At 53.6% G+C, this 17567-nt stretch carries 23 protein-coding genes; 12 read left to right on the forward strand and 11 right to left on the reverse strand.

Annotation, left to right across the window (positions count from 1 at the left end; translation table 11 throughout):
* Nucleotides 1-31: 31 nt before the first annotated feature.
* Nucleotides 32-712: a lipoyl(octanoyl) transferase LipB gene (lipB, locus tag ACK4HN_RS00435; protein WP_409869304.1), complete on the reverse strand. Its 681-nt coding sequence runs from the start codon at nucleotides 710-712 to the stop codon at nucleotides 32-34.
* 159 nt (nucleotides 713-871) lie between these two features.
* Between lipB and hpf the strand changes: the two genes are divergently transcribed.
* Nucleotides 872-1489: a ribosome hibernation-promoting factor, HPF/YfiA family gene (gene hpf, locus ACK4HN_RS00440; protein WP_409869303.1), complete on the forward strand. Its 618-nt coding sequence runs from the start codon at nucleotides 872-874 to the stop codon at nucleotides 1487-1489.
* A gap of 125 nt (nucleotides 1490-1614) precedes the next feature.
* Here hpf and ACK4HN_RS00445 read toward each other — a convergent pair whose 3' ends face one another.
* The 3 genes from ACK4HN_RS00445 to ACK4HN_RS00455 form a co-directional block, all read right to left on the reverse strand.
* The gene (locus ACK4HN_RS00445; RefSeq protein ID WP_409869302.1) at nucleotides 1615-2088 is read right to left on the reverse strand and encodes a hypothetical protein; all 474 of its coding nucleotides are present in this window, start codon (nucleotides 2086-2088) and stop codon (nucleotides 1615-1617) included.
* Nucleotides 2089-2206: 118 nt separating this feature from the next.
* The gene (locus tag ACK4HN_RS00450; protein WP_409869301.1) at nucleotides 2207-2899 is read right to left on the reverse strand and encodes a HEAT repeat domain-containing protein; all 693 of its coding nucleotides are present in this window, start codon (nucleotides 2897-2899) and stop codon (nucleotides 2207-2209) included.
* A gap of 135 nt (nucleotides 2900-3034) precedes the next feature.
* Nucleotides 3035-3160 (reverse strand): photosystem II protein Y, encoded by a 126-nt coding sequence (locus tag ACK4HN_RS00455; protein ID WP_409853488.1) that lies wholly within the window; start codon nucleotides 3158-3160, stop codon nucleotides 3035-3037.
* A gap of 209 nt (nucleotides 3161-3369) precedes the next feature.
* Here ACK4HN_RS00455 and ACK4HN_RS00460 point away from each other — a divergent pair, with 209 nt between their 5' ends.
* Complete coding sequence (locus tag ACK4HN_RS00460) at nucleotides 3370-4566, forward strand: pentapeptide repeat-containing protein (protein ID WP_409877071.1); 1197 nt, start codon at nucleotides 3370-3372, stop codon at nucleotides 4564-4566.
* 182 nt (nucleotides 4567-4748) lie between these two features.
* Nucleotides 4749-5465 (forward strand): pyridoxine 5'-phosphate synthase, encoded by a 717-nt coding sequence (locus ACK4HN_RS00465; RefSeq protein ID WP_409870270.1) that lies wholly within the window; start codon nucleotides 4749-4751, stop codon nucleotides 5463-5465.
* Here the strand turns inward: ACK4HN_RS00465 and ACK4HN_RS00470 are convergent.
* On the reverse strand, nucleotides 5455-5910 hold the full coding sequence (locus ACK4HN_RS00470; RefSeq protein ID WP_409870272.1) for a YbjN domain-containing protein: 456 nt from the start codon (nucleotides 5908-5910) through the stop codon (nucleotides 5455-5457). The genes ACK4HN_RS00465 and ACK4HN_RS00470 overlap by 11 nt on opposite strands.
* A gap of 31 nt (nucleotides 5911-5941) precedes the next feature.
* Nucleotides 5942-6379 carry a hypothetical protein gene (locus ACK4HN_RS00475; RefSeq protein ID WP_409870273.1) on the reverse strand — a complete coding sequence of 146 codons (438 nt, stop codon included), beginning with the start codon at nucleotides 6377-6379 and terminating at the stop codon, nucleotides 5942-5944.
* A gap of 194 nt (nucleotides 6380-6573) precedes the next feature.
* On the opposite strand from ACK4HN_RS00475, the gene ACK4HN_RS00480 reads away from it, so the two are divergent.
* The 6 genes from ACK4HN_RS00480 to scpB all read left to right on the forward strand — a co-directional run bounded on the left by ACK4HN_RS00480 (nucleotide 6574) and on the right by scpB (nucleotide 11083).
* Complete coding sequence (locus ACK4HN_RS00480) at nucleotides 6574-7182, forward strand: DUF3038 domain-containing protein (protein ID WP_409851411.1); 609 nt, start codon at nucleotides 6574-6576, stop codon at nucleotides 7180-7182.
* On the forward strand, nucleotides 7182-7850 hold the full coding sequence (locus tag ACK4HN_RS00485) for a DUF4335 domain-containing protein (RefSeq protein WP_409870275.1): 669 nt from the start codon (nucleotides 7182-7184) through the stop codon (nucleotides 7848-7850). The genes ACK4HN_RS00480 and ACK4HN_RS00485 overlap by 1 nt, the downstream gene beginning before the upstream one ends.
* A gap of 48 nt (nucleotides 7851-7898) precedes the next feature.
* Nucleotides 7899-8432 carry a gamma carbonic anhydrase family protein gene (locus ACK4HN_RS00490; RefSeq protein WP_409870277.1) on the forward strand — a complete coding sequence of 178 codons (534 nt, stop codon included), beginning with the start codon at nucleotides 7899-7901 and terminating at the stop codon, nucleotides 8430-8432.
* Nucleotides 8433-8543: 111 nt separating this feature from the next.
* A complete protein-coding gene (gene plsX, locus ACK4HN_RS00495) occupies nucleotides 8544-9572 on the forward strand; it encodes a phosphate acyltransferase PlsX (protein WP_409870279.1) in 1029 nt (342 codons plus the stop codon).
* Nucleotides 9569-10558 (forward strand): beta-ketoacyl-ACP synthase III, encoded by a 990-nt coding sequence (locus tag ACK4HN_RS00500; protein ID WP_409870281.1) that lies wholly within the window; start codon nucleotides 9569-9571, stop codon nucleotides 10556-10558. The genes plsX and ACK4HN_RS00500 overlap by 4 nt, the downstream gene beginning before the upstream one ends.
* A 3-nt stretch (nucleotides 10559-10561) precedes the next feature.
* On the forward strand, nucleotides 10562-11083 hold the full coding sequence (gene scpB, locus ACK4HN_RS00505) for an SMC-Scp complex subunit ScpB (RefSeq protein ID WP_409877073.1): 522 nt from the start codon (nucleotides 10562-10564) through the stop codon (nucleotides 11081-11083).
* Here the strand turns inward: scpB and ACK4HN_RS00510 are convergent.
* Together ACK4HN_RS00510 and ACK4HN_RS00515 are read right to left on the reverse strand one after the other, a co-directional pair.
* Nucleotides 11043-11921, reverse strand: coding sequence for an FHA domain-containing protein (locus tag ACK4HN_RS00510; RefSeq protein ID WP_409877074.1), 879 nt, complete (start codon nucleotides 11919-11921; stop codon nucleotides 11043-11045). The genes scpB and ACK4HN_RS00510 overlap by 41 nt on opposite strands.
* A gap of 51 nt (nucleotides 11922-11972) precedes the next feature.
* On the reverse strand, nucleotides 11973-12152 hold the full coding sequence (locus ACK4HN_RS00515) for a hypothetical protein (RefSeq protein ID WP_409877075.1): 180 nt from the start codon (nucleotides 12150-12152) through the stop codon (nucleotides 11973-11975).
* Nucleotides 12153-12541: 389 nt separating this feature from the next.
* Between ACK4HN_RS00515 and ACK4HN_RS00520 the strand changes: the two genes are divergently transcribed.
* The 3 genes from ACK4HN_RS00520 to cysE are packed head-to-tail and all read left to right on the forward strand — an operon-like array spanning nucleotide 12542 to nucleotide 15504.
* The gene (locus ACK4HN_RS00520) at nucleotides 12542-13096 is read left to right on the forward strand and encodes a late competence development ComFB family protein (RefSeq protein ID WP_409870364.1); all 555 of its coding nucleotides are present in this window, start codon (nucleotides 12542-12544) and stop codon (nucleotides 13094-13096) included.
* Nucleotides 13093-14703, forward strand: coding sequence for a citramalate synthase (cimA, locus tag ACK4HN_RS00525; protein ID WP_409851435.1), 1611 nt, complete (start codon nucleotides 13093-13095; stop codon nucleotides 14701-14703). Before ACK4HN_RS00520 ends, cimA begins: the two co-directional genes overlap by 4 nt.
* A 39-nt stretch (nucleotides 14704-14742) precedes the next feature.
* Nucleotides 14743-15504 carry a serine O-acetyltransferase gene (gene cysE, locus ACK4HN_RS00530; RefSeq protein WP_409870370.1) on the forward strand — a complete coding sequence of 254 codons (762 nt, stop codon included), beginning with the start codon at nucleotides 14743-14745 and terminating at the stop codon, nucleotides 15502-15504.
* Here the strand turns inward: cysE and ACK4HN_RS00535 are convergent.
* From ACK4HN_RS00535 to ACK4HN_RS00545, 3 genes are all read right to left on the reverse strand, one after another.
* On the reverse strand, nucleotides 15501-16019 hold the full coding sequence (locus ACK4HN_RS00535; RefSeq protein ID WP_409870362.1) for a DUF721 domain-containing protein: 519 nt from the start codon (nucleotides 16017-16019) through the stop codon (nucleotides 15501-15503). The genes cysE and ACK4HN_RS00535 overlap by 4 nt on opposite strands.
* A 16-nt stretch (nucleotides 16020-16035) precedes the next feature.
* On the reverse strand, nucleotides 16036-16923 hold the full coding sequence (locus tag ACK4HN_RS00540; protein ID WP_409877076.1) for a PRC-barrel domain-containing protein: 888 nt from the start codon (nucleotides 16921-16923) through the stop codon (nucleotides 16036-16038).
* A 153-nt stretch (nucleotides 16924-17076) separates the two neighbouring features.
* Complete coding sequence (locus tag ACK4HN_RS00545) at nucleotides 17077-17547, reverse strand: allophycocyanin (protein ID WP_409877078.1); 471 nt, start codon at nucleotides 17545-17547, stop codon at nucleotides 17077-17079.
* Nucleotides 17548-17567: the final 20 nt, after the last annotated feature.

Below are 17567 nucleotides of genomic sequence, written 5' to 3' on the forward strand. Positions count from 1 at the left end.
AGCCGATTCCTGAAATAAAGATTAAACTTTGTCAACTAGAGACGGGGATCAGCAGATCGGCAAGGGCTTTGGGGGCAAATTCGAGGGCAAAAACACGGCCAAAGGCAGCAACAAACTGCTGACGCACGTCCTCTAAATCGATGTCGGCACAAAACTGCCGTAGGTTCCCGACAGGGCGATCGCCAATGCCACAGGGGACAATGTGACGAAAGCCCTTCAAATCGTTCACCACATTGAGGGCAAGACCGTGGAAGGTAATCCAACGGGTCACCTTGATCCCAATGGCGGCCACCTTGTACCCCTCCACCCAAACACCGGTAAGGCCAGCAACGCGCTCCCCTTTAAGGCCATAGTGCCCTAGGGTTTGAATGATGACTTCCTCCAACTGGTGGAGATACCAATGCAGATCGCAGCGATGACGGCGTAAATTCAAAATCGGGTAGGCCACCAATTGGCCGGGGCAGTGGTAGGTGACATCGCCTCCGCGCTCAATGCGCAATACCTCAATGCCCATAGCGACGGGATCAAAGTGAATGTGGGCGTTGGTTGCCCCTTGACCAAGGGTATAGATGGGGGGATGCTCCAAGGTGAGTAGGACATCTCGAGCAGTGGGATCGTGGCAGCGCTCAGCCACCAGTTGCTGTTGCCAGCGCCAAGCATCGCGGTAGGGAATGATCCCCAAGGCACAATGCCAGCCAAGGGCAGCTTTCATAGGAGTGCCAGATTGTCAAGAGCTAGAGGATAAGAATTATCACAGAACACGAATAAAGGTGAAGAGCCTCAGGATGCCCTGTAATCCCCGATACGGAGATGCTAGGGTGGAAGTAGATCAGCCTTAGATGTATCTGTTTTGCTCAGGGGAGGCAACCCTATGAGGCTAGTGATTCACGGTAAAAACATTGAGATTACGGATGGTATTCGCAGCTATGTAAACCAAAAAATGGAGCGAGCCACCAATCATTTCCAGAATCTGATTAACGAAGTTGACGTGCATCTTTCCGTGGCTCGCAATCGCAGTACAGCCCCGCAACAAACTGCTGAAGTGACCCTATTTGTGAATGGCTCAGTGATTCGTGCCGAGGAAAGCAGTGAAAATCTCTATGCCAGTATTGATCTTGTGGCTGACAAAATTGCACGTAAACTCCGTAAACTCAAAGAAAAACGCCAAGATAAGTCCCGCGCTAAAGATACCAACAGTGTGGTGAAACCGGCAGTGGTAACGGACTTAGTGGGCGATCGCACGCCGCACCTGCCCGAACAAGTGGTGCGCATGAAATACTTTGCCATGCCCCCCATGACCATCCAAGAAGCCCTTGAGCACCTCGAAATGGTGGATCACGACTTCTATGTCTTCCGCAATCGCGATACGGGAGAAATCAACGTCGTCTATGAGCGGAATCATGGGGGCTATGGCGTCATTCAACCCCGCCCCACTTCCCAAGAGGAAAATCACCACGGCACTAAGGTAGTGGCGAAAGCTCACCACTAGGCTGCTCCACAGAGGCAGTGTCTAGCCTCTCAATCAATCTCAATTCTCAATAAATCTCAATAAAGTTGAGGGAGCAGCCCAAGGGTTTTCGGGGCTGGATATACCCTGAGGGCTGTATCCCTCTTTTAAGGACGCAGCGTTAATTGCCATTCCTGTGTTTGGCGATCGCGCTGCAGTTCCTCATTTTCACCAATGACATAGGGTCCCCAGTAGCGCTTGGAGCCATCGAGGGTAAACGCAAGAAGAATATCCCCCGATTGGAGGGTGAGCTTACCTTCTGGTAGGGTTAACAGTAATCCCTTAATACTGCCCTCCATGGGGGCAAAATCCCAGTGAACAGCACTTTTATTAGGATGGGCGCGATCGCGGGCGGCAAGCAACACCACGCGCACAGGAAAGGCCGTTTGATTACTAATGCGCAGCCCATTCGGTTGCGGGTTGGCGGGAGCCGAGGGAGGGGGCAAGGGCTGAACAGTCGTGGTTTCAGGTTCTGCTTCGACAATCGGCGGCGGTTGATTCAGCAGGTCTGGCTCCCACCAAAGCGTAAAATGTAGCTGCGAAAGAATAACCGCACCTATCACCCCGATCAGCACTGCCACGAGGTAAGGAAGAAACTTAATTCGGATAGCCATAGAAACAGGTTACTGCGGATGCCGCGCCTTTCTTTCCAGTTTAGAGAGTTGTGGCAGAAACCGCAGTGGGCAAAAAAGTTTGATCTCAATTGTCAGTGCTCTGAACTTCAGAGGAAAGTCGTTCTTGCAAGCGTTGCAAAGAAATCTGGGCTGCTGTCGCCACATGGGGATGATCGTCTTTGGCCAAGTATTCTAGGGCGGCTTGGGTTTTCGGACTCGGTAGGTTGCCCAGAGCTTCAGCAAGCCGTTGCCGTACTAGCCAATCCTCTGCGGTCACAAAGGGCAAAATATCTTCAACGACACTGGGATCGCCAATTTCCCCTAGGGCCGCGATCGCCCCTTGCAGCATTACGGCTTCCTCACTTTTCAGGGCTGAGCGCAACACCTGCACCGCGCGGGGATCCTTGAGATTGCCCAGCGCCACAGCAGCACTAAAGCGCACTAACCAATCGGTGTCTTCATAAAAAGCGCGCACTAGAGGTTCAAAGGCACGTTCATCTTCAAGATAGCCCAAGGCTCCGGCGGCATCGGCACGAATGCCGTAGTCCGGTTCGGTTTCGAGCAAACGCACTAAGATGTCAAAGCACTCGGGTGTGGATTTAACCCCAAGGGCAAACACCGCCATTGAGCGAATCTGGAGATTTTCATCCCAAAGAGCTTTTTTAATCAGGGGTACGGCATCCGCAGAGGGGACATCCCGTAGCGCGGCTAGCGCTAGCAGGCGATCGCGGGAGTTGGGACTCTCCAGTTGCTGGGCAAGCTGTTCGAGGGAGGGCATAGTAGTCACCTAAAAGCTAATTTACAAAACTTAACAATATCTCCCTCCATTATAAAAAGCTCTCCCCAAAGTGAAACACTAAATACAGAGTTCCTTGGGGAGGCTCAGCCGCTAGGAGAAAAAGCTATCAACCATCTAGGCCGCTTTTGCTTTCTGCATGAGTTTTTGAAACTGCTTGATGGCATAGGGCAGAATGTTGCGCACCGCCCAAGCGGCAGCCAGCAAGACCGGTAACAGGACAATTAAAACGCGCCAATCCATTGCCAAAACCTCCTAAAAGGTTTCCTGAAAACTTTATAAATTATTGTACAGCCTTCTTTCAGGAGAGAAAGGGGAGACGCGACGTAACTCTGAGGGCAGACCTGTTCCAAATCATTGAAGGCTATTCCTTCCTTTTGCCATTTTGGCTCTGTCCTCCCCTTGGGAAAAGGTCTGTATGATCAGGTTTAACTCCTTTAAGGCCAAATCTGATGGGCGAAGACAAAACGACCCTCCGTGAAAACCAAACGGCGGCTGCTCTGCGTCTCAGTAAAGTGTTAGCAGCTCGTAATCGTTGGCGCACGGGTTGGCAGTCCTTGCGTTCGGTGTTGATGCCGATCGCCATGGTCACAGTTTTGGTAGCTTGGGCACTCGATTGGGATGGGGTGGGTGTGGTGGCTGCCCTAGCGTTGGGGGCACTGAGTTTTCCCTCGGTGTGGACTTTCACCTACCACTGGTTTACAGAGGATCTGACGACACAGCAACGGCAATTCATTTTGGCCTTCCTAGGGCTGAGCCTCGCAGGGGTAGCGCTTGTTGCCATGACTGGCGCGATGGACTGGATTTGGGCACGGTTGCAAGGCACGAATTGGGAGGCGGTGGGGGCACTGGCTGAGGGCTTCGGTGCCTTGGGGCAAATTTTGGTGGCACTCTTGGCGGCCTATGTGGCTTGGCGACAGTACGTGATCTCGCGGGATTTGACGACGCAGCAAAACCGCATTACCCAACAGCAAACGATTGACAGTTATTTCCAAGGCATTGCCGATCTCATTCTTGACGATGAGGGATTACTGGAGGACTGGCCGCCGGAGCGGGCGATCGCTGAGGGACGCACCGCCGCCATCTTGGGGGGACTGGATGCCGAGGGCAAGGCTAAAATCATCCGCTTTTTATCAGGGGCAAAGTTACTTTCACCTCTAAAGCGCGATCGCCGGCTGGGTCGCCCCATTTTTGATGGCTTAGGGGGATACGAAGAAGACATTGAATACGGCGTTCGGGTGATCAACCTTGGCAGTATGCTGGCGGGTGCTGATCTCAGTGGTACGGATCTGCGCTGGACAGAATTGAGTGATGCCAATCTCACGGGAACGCTCTTTCGCAACTGTAATTTGACACGAGCCAATCTAGCGGGGGCAATTTTGCAGGGGGCAGATTTCACCAATGCGGATCTTAGTCGTGTTCGCTTCTTTTACGGCACAGTCGAGCAGGCCAGTCCCCGCGATCGCCTAAACCCTCCCAACTTTCGCACGGGGGCACAAACGGGGGCAGTGCTCGAGGATGTCAACTTTACCAATGTCAAGAACCTCTCGGAAGAACAGCGCTACTATTGCTGTGCTTGGAGTGGCAGCCGTTCCCGTGAAACGATTCCCGGTGGCTGTGAGGGGATTCCTAATAAGCTCGGACGCTGAATCCAGCTAGAACGTCCCTTGAAGGAGGTGGTCGTACAGAAAACCGAGTTCTAATCGTAGTTACGCAAGGTTTTGCCTAGGCTCTCCAAGGCAAGGGGGTATTTTTTCTGTTCTGTGCCTTTCTATGACGCTCTGTTGTATGATGCATAACCTGAATTGATGACTGTACTGGGGGAATAGTCATGCCCACCTTGGGGGTCAACATTGATCATGTGGCAACGATTCGGCAAGCGCGGCGCACGGTTGAACCGGATCCTGTAGCCGCTGCCGTTTTGGCAGAATTGGGGGGCGCCGATGGCATTACGGTGCATCTGCGCGAAGATCGCCGCCATATTCAAGAGCGGGATGTGCGCCTGCTGCGGCAAACGGTACGCACCCACTTGAACCTAGAGATGGCTGCCACCTCTGAAATGGTGGCGATCGCCCTTGATATTCGTCCAGATTACGTGACACTAGTGCCTGAGCGGCGTGAAGAAGTCACCACCGAAGGGGGGCTAGATGTGGTCGGCCAGCAGGAATCCTTGACTCAAGTCGTGCAAACGCTGCAAGGAGCAGGAATTCCCGTGAGCTTATTCATTGATGCAGATCCTGCTCAAGTGGCGGCTGCCGCCAAAACCACGGCTCAATTTATTGAACTGCATACCGGTCGCTATGCCGAAGCCAAGGGGGAAGCGGCGCAACAGCAGGAATTGGCGATTTTAGCTCAGGGGGTACAGCAGGCGAAAGCTCTAGGATTGCGGGTGAATGCGGGTCATGGGTTGACCTACACCAATGTTGGCGCGATCGCCCGCCTAGAAGGCATTGAAGAACTCAATATTGGCCACACGATTATTAGCCGCGCTGTGCTTGTGGGTATGGTGCAAGCCGTACGGGATATGAAAGCCCTGATTAGCCCTTAAACTCCGCCCTGAAGGCGTCATCGTATTCATCGGCTAGTGTCGCCACGATCGTAATTAAGCGGGAAATTTCACCCGCAGTAATCCCCCCTAGGGTGCGAGTGGCAACGACTTGGACTTGGTCTTCAGCAATGGCAAAGTGTGCCTCGAGGGTGTTGAGCCAGTTTAATGTCAGGAGCTTATGATAGAGTCCCAGTTCATCCCTTACAGGCAAAGGCAGTACCGGCGACCAAATGGTAAGAAAGTCCTCCTCTGTCTGGCCGCCCAACTGCACAAAGACCTCGGCACTGCCATAGCGAAACATCCAAATTTTGCCACTGTCCGTTTGGCCAACGAGGGGAGTGTCCCCTTGGTGGAGACTAGCAATTACCGTTTCAATAATCTCAACTAGATTTTCTGGCGGCGCATCAAGGGATGCGGCGGGAGCAGGCTGCACTTCACTGACCATGATCATTCCTCTAGTGAATCAGGACAACTCGTTAAAGAACTTGGTGGGTATAGGCGTGTTGTTTGACATTGTCGGCAGCAGTAACAATGCGCGTGGAGTTGAGTACCCGCTTGCGTTCTGTGGAGGTGTTAAAGTTGCGATAGGTTTCGCCGAGGGGAATATGACGAGTACTTTGGGGACGGGCAATGTAGGTGCGTGCCGCTGCTGCTAGGCGATCGCCATAGTCATCACACAGATGGGCAGTTGGGGGAAAGTGCTGCTGCACCTGCTGCGGATCTTGGGCAGTCCCATAGGGAAGGGCACGGGCTTCACTGTAAGAAGTGGGTAAACCGTGGAACAAGGCTTCCAAAGCTGCTGAGGGAATCGGCTCAATCACCTCTACGGGCTGAAGTTTTCCCTCCACCTGCACGAAACAATGAGCCAGTCCAAGCACCACATAGGCCTCTGGGGGGGGAATCTCTTGACTCATTGCAACCTCACAATCATCTGGTTTCCCTCAAGTCTAGCCTGCTTTTCAAAAAAATTAGCCCAGTGGGCAACATAAGAATAAGGGAGAGTCGTCATCGGAGAAACGGCTAAGATTATCTAGGCCTATTTCAACATGAGTCCAGTCATCATTGCTGTATAGTGAGCATTCTAGAGCCTATGGAAGCGGCAAACTCAATGCCAGCAACAATCGAATCCCCTGAAGTTGAGCTATTACCCCCGATGTTGGCAGCGCTCCCCAATCCCCAAGGGGTGAGTGTGTGCCCGCGGCGGGCACGTTGGCAATTAGACTTATTGTTGCTTGCCCTAGAGTGCGTTGATCTGCATGCCTCTGAGTTGATGTTGCAAGTGCTGCGGGATCTGCAACTGCAAGTGATGATCCCCAATCGGGTCGTATTTTGGCAAATTCGCTGTACCAATCCTTTTCGCCAAATTACGCAGCGCACCCCCTTGCCCTTGGCGGAAACCAAAGCACTCACCGCAGTGGTGGTGCAAGTGGCGCGGCGGCAGACGGCCATCCTACGGCATTTACTCTTGGTGCTTGATCAATTGCAGGCGCAAAATTTGCCCCCGGAAACCTATGCGCCATTGGCGGACTATTTGGATCGCTTTCGCCGCCATTTTCGTAAACGGATGAACCTGCAGCGATCGAGCCTTTTTCTCTACAAAAATCACCAAGCCCTCAACGAGTTGGGTCTGAAGCTGTTGGCACAACTGCTGCTCTGTGCTGGCACAAAGGGCATGGAACGCCTTTGGTTTAGTTTATTTGATGGGGAAGTGAGTTAATGCTGCTGCAACGCCAGTACTCATTGCCCAATTGCACACTGCGCATTGAAGGACTCACTGGTCAAGCCGGCGCAGAGCAATTGGATATTGTTACCCTTTGCGAGTGGGAAATTACTGGTCAGAATCAACGGATCAAAGGGGGTAAAGAATTTCTTGTCGCTTTGCTCAATAGTGTGCCAGCGGCAGCGCAAACGTGGTTGAGTGGTGTCAAGCTGCGGCGATCGCCCCAGTACCCAATTCAGGTTGAGATCGAGGCCACCAATCAAGTCTGCCTGCGCATTCCCCGCAAGCTGCTGCAGGCGTCCCCAGAGGAGAATTCAGCCGCCAACAATGCAGCAGAGGAAACGCTAGAAGTCCAGCTCACCTGGTTGCAACTGGCAGACCTAATCGAGGCACTGGATCAACTCTGTAGTGATAGCCAAACGCTGCCTACGCTCATCCCCACATTCCATTCCCTACCGCGGCGGGCGATCGCCCCTGCGGTGCCTTTGCGCAAACAACTCATGCCCTTGGGCATTGGTGCTGTCAGCTTAGCCGTCATGGCGGCAGTCTTTTTCCACCTACCTGTGCCCGAACGGCGTCCCCCCAGAGAAGAAGCTCTGCCCCCCACGCCGGAAGCGGTCACGCCCTCAGCGGTACCGACAACCCCGCAGACTCCCAATCCATAGGCTGTGTTTGGAACCTGTCGTTTAGAGATTTGCTCCTTGGAATAAACCATGGTAATCACTGCCCCTAGCGCCTTTTGGCCCCCCGTTGCCAGCGATCGCGCTGCCTTTATTGCTCCCAATGCCACCCTTGTTGGGGATGTGCGTCTCGGTGAGGGCTGTAGCATTTGGTATGGTGCCGTTTTGCGCGGTGATGTCGAATACATTGAGATTGGTGCCCACACCAATGTTCAAGATGGTGCCATCCTCCATGGCGATCCGGGGCAACCCACGATCCTTGGTGAGGAGGTCACCGTCGGGCATCGCGCGGTTATCCATGGGGCAACCGTTGAAGACGGCTGCTTAATTGGCATTGGTGCTGTGATTCTCAATGGCGTTCGGGTGGGGGCGGGCAGCATTGTCGGTGCGGGGGCAGTGGTCAGCAAGGAGGTTCCGCCGCGCTCCCTAGTAGTGGGCATTCCCGCCAAAGTAGTACGGACAGTGAGTGACGCTGAAGCCGCCGATTTGCGCCAGCATGCCCGCAAGTACGAACAACTTGCCCATGTCCACAATGGCACAGGCACCGATCTGGGGTTCCATCCCTAGAAAGTCAGTGGGGTCTCAACGGACCGCCAGAGGGTTCAATGCCCGCCATTCATAGGAAAAGGACTGTCATCTGGTAAAATTTTCTAGGATTTTCGCGTAAGAGTTCAGCCGATGACGCGCGCACGGATCGCAGTGGATGCCATGGGGGGGGACTATGCTCCCGATGAGATTGTTGCCGGTGCCCTCAGAGCCAGTGAAGAACTAGATGCCGATATTTTTCTTGTGGGAGATCCCATTCCTATTCAGCGCTACCTCAATGAACATGCCCCCACAGCCAAACCACAAATTGTGGCAGCCCCTGATGTGGTGGCAATGGGGGAAGAACCCCTGACCGCCTTAAAAAAGAAACCCAAGGCCTCGATTAATGTGGCCATGGATCTGGTCAAAGCAGGGGCAGCCGATGCAGTGGTTTCTGCGGGTCACTCCGGGGCAGCCATGGCCGCGGCACTACTGCGTTTAGGGCGCCTGCCGGGGATCGATCGCCCCGCCATTGGTGCCGTCCTGCCGACCCTCATCCCCGGCAAATCCGTTCTGGTGCTCGATGTCGGTGCCAATGTGGACTGCCGCCCCAAATACCTTGAGCAATTTGCGGTCATGGGTTCGATTTACAGCCAGTACGTTTTGGAGGTTGAAAATCCCAAGGTGGGCTTGCTCAACATTGGGGAAGAGGACTGCAAAGGGAATGACCTGGCTCTAAAAGCGCATCAACTCCTGCGGCAAAATCGCCAAATCTCCTTTTTGGGCAATGCCGAAGGCCGCGATGTCCTCTCCGGGCAATTTGATGTTATCGTGTGCGATGGTTTTGTCGGCAACGTTCTGCTCAAATTTGCCGAATCCTTGGGGAGTGTCCTCGTCCAAATTCTCCGCGAAGAGCTACCGCGGGGTTGGCGGGGGCAACTGGGTACGGCGCTGCTGCGTCCCAATCTGCGCAAAATTAAGCAGCGCATTGATCATGCGGAACATGGGGGTGGTCTGCTTTTGGGGGTGGATGGCATCTGTATCATTAGCCACGGCAGTTCCCAAGCGCCTTCGATTTTTAATGCCATTCGTTTAGCCAAGGAAGCCGTGGATCATCGCGTTTCCGAGCGGATTCAGGCCTGTTACCAGCAGGCCGTTGCCGTTGAGGATCAGGCTGAGTGACTGTGCAGGGCGTTAAATTTAGCGGCGTGGGTGCGGTAACCCCCTGTCAATGCCTAACCAATGCCCACCTCAGCGCCCTTGTGGATACTTCTGATGAGTGGATTCAATCCCGTACGGGGATTCAACAACGGCACCTGGCAGCTCCAGAGCAGCGCCTTGTGGATTTGGCCAGCGAAGCGGCGCAGGCTGCCCTACAGATGGCTGAGCTAGACCCCACAGCCCTAGATTTAATTATCTTGGCCACCTCGACGCCCGATGATCTCTTTGGCACCGCCTGCTTGGTGCAAACTCGCATTGGCGCGCTTAATGCCGTGGCCTTTGACCTCACGGCGGCCTGTTCTGGCTTTCTCTTTGCCTTGGTGACGGCGGCCCAGTATTTGCGCACGGGTGCCTACCGCAATGCCTTAGTTATCGGGGGGGATATTCTCTCCCGCTGGGTAGATTGGGGCGATCGCCGCACCTGCATTCTCTTTGGTGATGGCGCCGGTGCAATGGTTTTGCAAGCCACTGACGTCGATCAGCTCCTGAGCTTTGAATTGCGCAGTGATGGTCGCCTCAATGAGCACCTCACCCTTGCGTTTACGGGAACGCCCCACACTTTAGGGGACAATCTCGCGATCGCCCAAGGGGGGTTTGCCCCCATTGCCATGAATGGGCGGGAAGTTTATCGCTTTGCCGTCACCCAAGTTCCCGAGGTCATTGAGAAAGCCCTGCACCGCGCGGGGTGTACGGTTGAAGACATTGACTGGCTAGTGTTGCATCAAGCAAATCAACGCATCCTTGATGCTGTGGCTGAGCGTTTGGGGATTCCTCAGGAGAAAGTGATTAGCAATGTGGGTCAGTGTGGCAATACCTCCGCCGCCTCGATTCCCCTTGCCCTAAGTGAACCGATTCAACAGGGGCATATTCAACCCGGAGACTTAATTGCCACTGCGGGCTTTGGTGCTGGTCTAACGTGGGGAGCTGCTCTATTCCGCTGGCAATAGCCTATGCAAGGGAGCAATGACCTACGTGAATTAACAATGCGGGTGGAGGCCATTTTATATCTCAAGGCCCAGCCTTTGACCTTGGCTGAACTAGCAACCCTCGCCGGCACTACCCCTGAGAGTATTGAACTGGCCCTGATTGAGCTACTCAACGACTACGCCCATCGCCAAACCGCCCTTGAAATTGTCCAAATTGATGATAAATACAGCCTGCAACTCAAGCCCGCCTTTCAAGAACTGGTGCAGTCCCTTGTTCCCGTTGAATTGGGGGTCGCGGCACAGCGGACATTGGCCCTGATTGCTTTTCGGGGGCCAATTCGCCAATCAGAGGTAATTGAACTGCGGGGTTCCAGTGCCTATCAACACATTCAGGAACTGCTCACCCTTGGGCTGATTCAGCGACGGCGGGATAGCCAGCGTCGCTCCTATATCCTTGAAGTCACAGAGCGCTTTCACCAGTATTTTCAGGTGGATCAACTGCCAACTATTGGGGAGGAGATGGCGGACGATTCACGTACTCACTGAGCAACTGGGAGGGCAAATCATCATTGGTCGCCAATTGCAGATTCAAAAGGGCGACTGCGAGCTTCTCTTGCTCTAGTTTGCTGCGCCCCAAGGCCTTGAGAATGCGCCGCAGTTGAGCCGCAATTTCTGCCCCCAACATGGTGAGATTTTCATCCGGCAGGGCAGGGAGCCAATCCATTGCGCCATGGTGTACTGCCCATTGTCGCTGCATTGGCGAAATATGATTGTCGTAGCGGTCAATGATGAAACTGCGCAGCTGGGGATAGGTGGCCTTGATCCAATTCAAGAGGTTGCCAATATCCGGGGTTTCCAGTTGGGAGTCAAGGAGGACGAGATCAGGCTTGCGCTGCATCACGGTAACCACATCACTAATAATGCGGCGGCTATTGATTTGCCCTGACTCTACAATAACTTCTAGCCCTTGACTGCGCAGCAGTTCTTGCCAAATTTGTACCTGAATGCCGGGGGGTTGAATGAGGAGAACAGTGGGCTGCAGGGTCCTAGGCGTCGCCGACGGTGTCGTGGAAACCGCCTTATCGCTGCGAAATTCAAGGGTTGTTTTGCCGATAATAAAGCGATCGCCGGTTTTGAGAAGCGTTGGCACCTGAATCATTTGACCATTCAGCACACAGCCATTGCGACTCCCCAAATCAATGAGATAATAATCATCATTATTCAGACGCTGGATCATAGCATGGCGACGGGATGCCCAGCGATCCGCCAAAACAATTGTGCAGTCTTTGCCCCGACCAATCACCCATGAACTGCTTTCGGGAAGAGGGACAATATAGGTGCTGGCCTCTGTGGAGATGACCAATTGTGGATACTGTGATAGCAAGGTGATCCCTCTTGCAACTCCCTGTAGGAATAAATTCGGTCTCTCGGTACTTCATTCAAAATGATAGTCGGGACATTGAATGGCGGCTTCAGTCGCTGCCCAGTCGGGATGTAGTGAACACTTGAGGCGATAGTCTCCGGAAAAGAAACGACAGCGCGAACAAGGAATTTGATGTAAGCGGCGGGCGATCGCCAACCCCTCCTCTGTGAATTGCCACACATTCCACGCCATGATTACCAGCAGCAGCCAAGCAAAACAGAAACAAATTGGTACTAGTAATGGCTCTACCGTATGTAAAAAAGATAACAACCAAACAACCATAGGCTGCAAAAGGAGAAGAAATGAGAAAGATGTAGGCGAATGCTAACCTTTAATTATTTCCTACGACAATTTTACAACTTGGCTATACAGGTATGAAGGCTACATAGGATTTGGCAGTTCTTTGCAAAAGTTCTTGTCGTTATCTTATCGTTGCCACCTTTTTCTAAAATACGGGCTACATCCAATCCAAGACCGTCCCTATCCTTGGCAGTTCCTCAGCATATACTAAACTCATATATTCTCATATACTAAAGTTTGAGTGGGGGAGTGCCCCTACACCAATTACAGCGGAAACATCTATGGGGATTCAAGAGATTGTTGAACAAGCCCTGCGCAATGGCTATCTAACGCCAACACAAGAAGCAGAAGTAGGACGCATTTGCGACAAAGCCACAGAACTCTCCGTGGAAGACTACATGGCGTTGGATCGTCTCATGGGTGCCCTGTTGACGGGGCAAGTGGTGGCTGTCCCCCGCAAACAATTTATTAACGTCATGGAAGAACTGGTGCTTACCGAGGCAATTACCCGTATCGCTGCCATTGAAGCGGAGCAAGAGTGCGCACTTGATTTGGGAGATATTGCTGCTTATGCCCTCAACCGCCTCCCCCCACTCTATGCCACAACCGAAGAGGGGGCGCAGTACCAACGCCAGCGGGCTGAAGAGGAACTCATGGATTTAATCCGTGCCCAAGTGCAAGAGGCCATTAACCACAGCATGGCGCGGCCACAATTTCATCCAGAGCGATCGGCCATTGGCAAAACCTCCGGCAAAGAGGTCTTTACCCAAGTCAGCTCTCTACTGCAAGCCTACGCCAATGACTACGAGTGTCCCAAGGGAGAGTCAGCACGGTGAAAATTTGGCTATACGATACCACCCTCCGCGATGGCGCCCAGCGGGAAGGTCTCTCCCTCTCCCTTGAAGATAAACTGCGGATTGCCCGCCAACTGGATCGCCTAGGGATTCCCTTTATTGAGGGAGGGTGGCCAGGGGCCAATCCCAAGGATGTACAGTTTTTTTGGCAGTTGCAGGAGACACCCCTCCAACAGGCAGAAATTGTTGCCTTTTGTGCCACGCGCCGCCCTGGCCGTAAGGCCGCAGAAGAGCCAATGTTTGAGCCGATCCTAGCCGCCGGTACTCGCTGGGTGACCCTCTTCGGTAAATCTTGGGATCTCCATGTCATAGAGGGTCTGAAGACCACATTGGCGGAAAACTGCGCCATGATTGCCGACTCCATTGAGTTCCTCAAATCTCAAGGACGGCGGGTGATTTACGATGCTGAGCATTGGTTTGATGGCTACCTTGCCAATCCAGAGTATGCCCTCCAAACCCTTGAAACGGCGTTGGCGGCTGGAGCAGAATGGCTGGTTTTGTGCGATACCAATGGCGGTTGCTTACCCCATCAAATTCAGGCGGTAGTGAAAGAGGTGATGGCGCACTTTGGCGGCCTTGATTGCCTAGGGATCCACACCCACAATGATGCGGGGACGGCAGTGGCCAATGCTCTGGCAGCGGTGCAAAGCGGTGTGCGGATGGTGCAGGGAACCATCAATGGCTATGGCGAGCGCTGCGGCAATGCCAATCTGTGTACGCTGATTCCCAATCTGCAATTGAAACTCGGCTATGACTGTGTCACCCCAGAGCAGTTAGCGACACTAACGGAAGTCAGCCGCCATGTGAGTGAAATTGTCAACCTTGCCCCCGATGATCACGCGCCCTATGTGGGTCTATCCGCCTTTGCCCATAAGGGGGGCATCCATGTCAGTGCTGTGCAGCGCAACCCTCGTACCTATGAGCATATTGAGCCGCATTTGGTGGGCAATCAACGGCGGATTATTATTTCTGAGCAGGCGGGCATCAGCAATATTTTGGCGAAAACCAGTGAACTTGGCTTTGCGTTGGATCGACAGCATCCCCTGAGTCGAACAATTTTGGAGCGGATTAAGCATCTCGAAAGCGAAGGCTATCAATTTGAAGCGGCAGAGGCCAGCTTTGAACTGCTGATTCAGGAGATCCTAGGACAACGCCAGCGACCCTTTACCCTCAAGGGCTTTGATGTTTTTTGCCGCACGGATTCACGCCAACTGGAGGCCACGATTCGCAGCCAGTCTCTGGCCACGGTCAAAGTGGAAGTGAATGGTGAGGAGATGCTCACGGCGGCGGAGGGCAATGGCCCCGTCTCTGCCTTGGATCAGGCGCTGCGTAAGGCCTTAATGTCTTTCTATCCAGAGATTGCCGAGTTTCACCTGACGGACTACAAGGTGCGGATTTTAGATGGCCATGCCGGCACGGCGGCGAAAACACGGGTACTGGTGGAATCCAGTAATGGGCGCGATCGCTGGACCACAGTGGGGGTCTCGGCCAACATCATTGAAGCCTCTTACCAAGCGGTTGCCGAAGCCCTTGAATATGGCCTCCAGCGCCGTCGCCGCGCCCAGCTCCCACCCCTAGTGGCTTCCTGAGGTCTCATCCGCTAAGATCAAAACTGCAGTTTAGGTTGCATCACTGCCAAGGAGCCGCGTGTGCTCAGCACCCTCAAAGCAGATTTCCAAATTATCTTTGAGCGGGATCCCGCTGCCCGCAACTGGTTAGAGGTCATTTTTTGCTATCCCGGCTTTCAAGCCCTCCTTCTGCATCGCTTGAGCCACTGGCTTTGGCGGCGGCGCGTTCCCTTTATTCCCCGCTTTATTTCCCACATTGCCCGCCTGCTGACGGGAATTGAAATTCACCCCGGTGCCACGATTGGCAAGGGCGTTTTCATTGATCACGGCATGGGAGTCGTCATTGGTGAGACGGCCATTGTTGGGGATTACTGCTTGATCTATCAGGGGGTGACCCTCGGCGGTACGGGCAAGGAAACAGGAAAGCGCCACCCCACCCTCGGTGAAAATGTGGTTGTGGGCGCTGGCGCAAAAGTGTTAGGCAATCTGACGATTGGTGACAATGTCCGCATTGGCGCAGGGTCTGTGGTCTTACGAGATGTGCCCTCAGATTGCACGGTGGTGGGGATTCCCGGGCGGATTGTCTATCGTGCTGGCGCCAAAATTGCTCCCTTGGAACATGGTCAACTCCCTGACTCTGAGGCCGAAGCAATTCGCTATCTCTTGGATCGCATTGAACTTCTAGAAAAACAAGTGCAAGCGCTGCAACAGCAGGAAAAAGTACCTGTTCTTGTTCAAGGAGATCCTCAACTCTCCCAAGGCGAAGCCTGCCGCCTCAGCGATCGCCCCATTGAAGAGTTTCTCAACGGCTCTGGTATCTAGACGGCTCGCGTAGAACACAGCCCACAGACTCCCCAGCGCTCCAACTCCTTGATTGGCGTAGGGCACTGACAGCGGGGGCAGAGGGGATAGTCCCGCGATCGCTGGCGCACTTGGGCTTGCCATCTTTGAAAGGCCTCTTGGGGAGTGGCTGCAGGAGGGACTTTGGGCAGATCACCCACTTTCGGCAAAGGGTCATGGGGCGCGATCGCCGAGCGTTGGGAGCGCCAATCCCGATGGGAAAAGCGAATATCACTGAGAGGAATGCCTAGGGTCTGCTGAATTTTAGCCATCAGGGGCGATCGCGAGAACATCAGATGATGTGCCCAACTACTACTGGCAACGGCCACTAGCAAAACCCCTTGACCTGTCAGTTCCAACGGCACAGTGTGCTCTGCTACAATTGCCCCCACCAGCTTTGGCCAATGCTCCAAGAGACGCAAGAACTGCTGCGGCTGCTGCCACTCCGGAGCCTGCTGCCATTGCTGAAGTACCGTGGCCAGTGGGGTATAGGCCATCGTAAACTATTCCAGACTATTCGTGATCGTATTCCTCTTGCTTTTGCCGCTGCTCAAGGCGAATGGGTTGTGGTTCTTCCCAAGGATCGGCCGTAGGTTCCGATTCCGGCAGTTCTATGGGCATGGCTTGAGCAGGGGGTTTGACTTGACGCGAGCGGGGACGCTCTTCGTACTCATACTCCTCCTCCTCATACTCCACATACTCGGGTTGGCGACGACGACGGGGAGCGGTTTCCCAATCGGCTTCGTAATCACTGCGGCTGCGTTGGGGGGGATAGACGGGCGATCGCGTCCCAGAGGGCAATTGATTACTGCTCGGTGTAATGGGTTGATAGTACTCGTCCTCGTCGCTTTCCCAAGGGGGTGCCCCCAAGCCGACCCGTTCTAAGAGACCCACTGTTAATTGCCGCAGGCGGGTTTCTGCCCCTTCAAAGACAATAATGCGATCAGGCCCCGTGCTGACAATTTCCTCAATGGGCAACTCGTAGGTGCTAATCAGTTGAGCCGGAATCCAAGGCAAGCCAATGGAAGCCAAAATCAAATCTGTAATGTCGCCCGTTTCGGGATCAAACTTGAAGCCCCGTACCCTACCCAGCACTTCGCCGGTTTCGGTGACTATTTCACTATCAATCAGCGTGCTGTAGTTGTAGGTATTGAGAGCCTCAGTGACATCATCATCATGCTCAACGAGAATGACATCGCCAATTTGGCGAATACTGTCGAGAAGAATGTAGCGTTGCTCGCCGGTAAAGAGGGTATTGCGTACCCCCAAGGCCACCACTTGCCGCTGGTCAATATCGACCCAAACCTGATTAATGACGCCTAACTTCCGACCAGTATCACGGGTAATTACCTGTGTACCGATCAAATCTGCCCGTTGCAGCAATTGCGCCGATATGGTCATGCCTTTGTGTATCCCAATGAATCTTAGTAATACTATAGCGGCGAATACCAGTGGTACGCCAAAGGCGATCGCAGGAGGGATAAATTCAATTTCCCCATGCAATCGGTGCTTCTAGGCTAGCGCATTTTTGCCACACTGCTCAGTTGAACTAGTCTATTCCCCTAGGATGGACTGCGTCAGTGCCATCACAGGCTGCATTAACGGTGCTTCCTCGCCTGATAGCACTTGATTGACTGCTTGGGGTAGGACTTGGTACGTCACTTGCGCCACCTTCTCGTCCCTGAAGGCCTTAATGATCGTGCGGTACCACAGCAAGAAGCCCTCCCGCAGGGCATCCAAATCCGCAAATAACATCGCGGCTGCCGCTAGGCGTAGCACATGCTTGCGATCGCGCCGACACACCGCCGAATAATCCTGATTGCCCTTGCGGAAAATGTGGGGACTTTTGGCGCGCAGTTGCTGCTCCACCTGATCAAGGATTTTCTCTTCAGCATCGCGGATTTTTTCGTAGGCACTAATGCGCTGCTCCGCTGCCGCTAGATAATTTTTGAAAAATTCTAGTTCCTTGGCGCTGGCATAGCGACCATCGGCTTCAAGACTGAGTTTTTCTAGCTGACGCAGCATAAGTCCTACCCTACCACAAC

Origin of the sequence: Thermosynechococcus sp., from assembly GCF_046299655.1 — a bacterium.
Taxonomy (GTDB): Bacteria; Cyanobacteriota; Cyanobacteriia; order Thermosynechococcales; family Thermosynechococcaceae; genus Thermosynechococcus.

Bases quoted from the DNA above. Each gene is read 5' to 3' on its own strand.
- lipB (WP_409869304.1), bottom strand. From the start codon at position 712: ATGAAAGCTGCCCTTGGCTGGCATTGTGCCTTGGGGATCATTCCCTAC.
- hpf (WP_409869303.1), top strand. From the start codon at position 872: ATGAGGCTAGTGATTCACGGTAAAAACATTGAGATTACGGATGGTATT.
- ACK4HN_RS00450 (WP_409869301.1), bottom strand. From the start codon at position 2,899: ATGCCCTCCCTCGAACAGCTTGCCCAGCAACTGGAGAGTCCCAACTCC.
- ACK4HN_RS00455 (WP_409853488.1), bottom strand. From the start codon at position 3,160: ATGGATTGGCGCGTTTTAATTGTCCTGTTACCGGTCTTGCTGGCTGCC.
- ACK4HN_RS00460 (WP_409877071.1), top strand. From the start codon at position 3,370: ATGGGCGAAGACAAAACGACCCTCCGTGAAAACCAAACGGCGGCTGCT.
- ACK4HN_RS00465 (WP_409870270.1), top strand. From the start codon at position 4,749: ATGCCCACCTTGGGGGTCAACATTGATCATGTGGCAACGATTCGGCAA.
- ACK4HN_RS00470 (WP_409870272.1), bottom strand. From the start codon at position 5,910: ATGGTCAGTGAAGTGCAGCCTGCTCCCGCCGCATCCCTTGATGCGCCG.
- ACK4HN_RS00475 (WP_409870273.1), bottom strand. From the start codon at position 6,379: ATGAGTCAAGAGATTCCCCCCCCAGAGGCCTATGTGGTGCTTGGACTG.
- ACK4HN_RS00480 (WP_409851411.1), top strand. From the start codon at position 6,574: ATGCCAGCAACAATCGAATCCCCTGAAGTTGAGCTATTACCCCCGATG.
- ACK4HN_RS00485 (WP_409870275.1), top strand. From the start codon at position 7,182: ATGCTGCTGCAACGCCAGTACTCATTGCCCAATTGCACACTGCGCATT.
- ACK4HN_RS00490 (WP_409870277.1), top strand. From the start codon at position 7,899: ATGGTAATCACTGCCCCTAGCGCCTTTTGGCCCCCCGTTGCCAGCGAT.
- plsX (WP_409870279.1), top strand. From the start codon at position 8,544: ATGACGCGCGCACGGATCGCAGTGGATGCCATGGGGGGGGACTATGCT.
- scpB (WP_409877073.1), top strand. From the start codon at position 10,562: ATGCAAGGGAGCAATGACCTACGTGAATTAACAATGCGGGTGGAGGCC.
- ACK4HN_RS00515 (WP_409877075.1), bottom strand. From the start codon at position 12,152: ATGGCGTGGAATGTGTGGCAATTCACAGAGGAGGGGTTGGCGATCGCC.
- ACK4HN_RS00520 (WP_409870364.1), top strand. From the start codon at position 12,542: ATGGGGATTCAAGAGATTGTTGAACAAGCCCTGCGCAATGGCTATCTA.
- ACK4HN_RS00535 (WP_409870362.1), bottom strand. From the start codon at position 16,019: ATGGCCTATACCCCACTGGCCACGGTACTTCAGCAATGGCAGCAGGCT.
- ACK4HN_RS00540 (WP_409877076.1), bottom strand. From the start codon at position 16,923: ATGACCATATCGGCGCAATTGCTGCAACGGGCAGATTTGATCGGTACA.
- ACK4HN_RS00545 (WP_409877078.1), bottom strand. From the start codon at position 17,547: ATGCTGCGTCAGCTAGAAAAACTCAGTCTTGAAGCCGATGGTCGCTAT.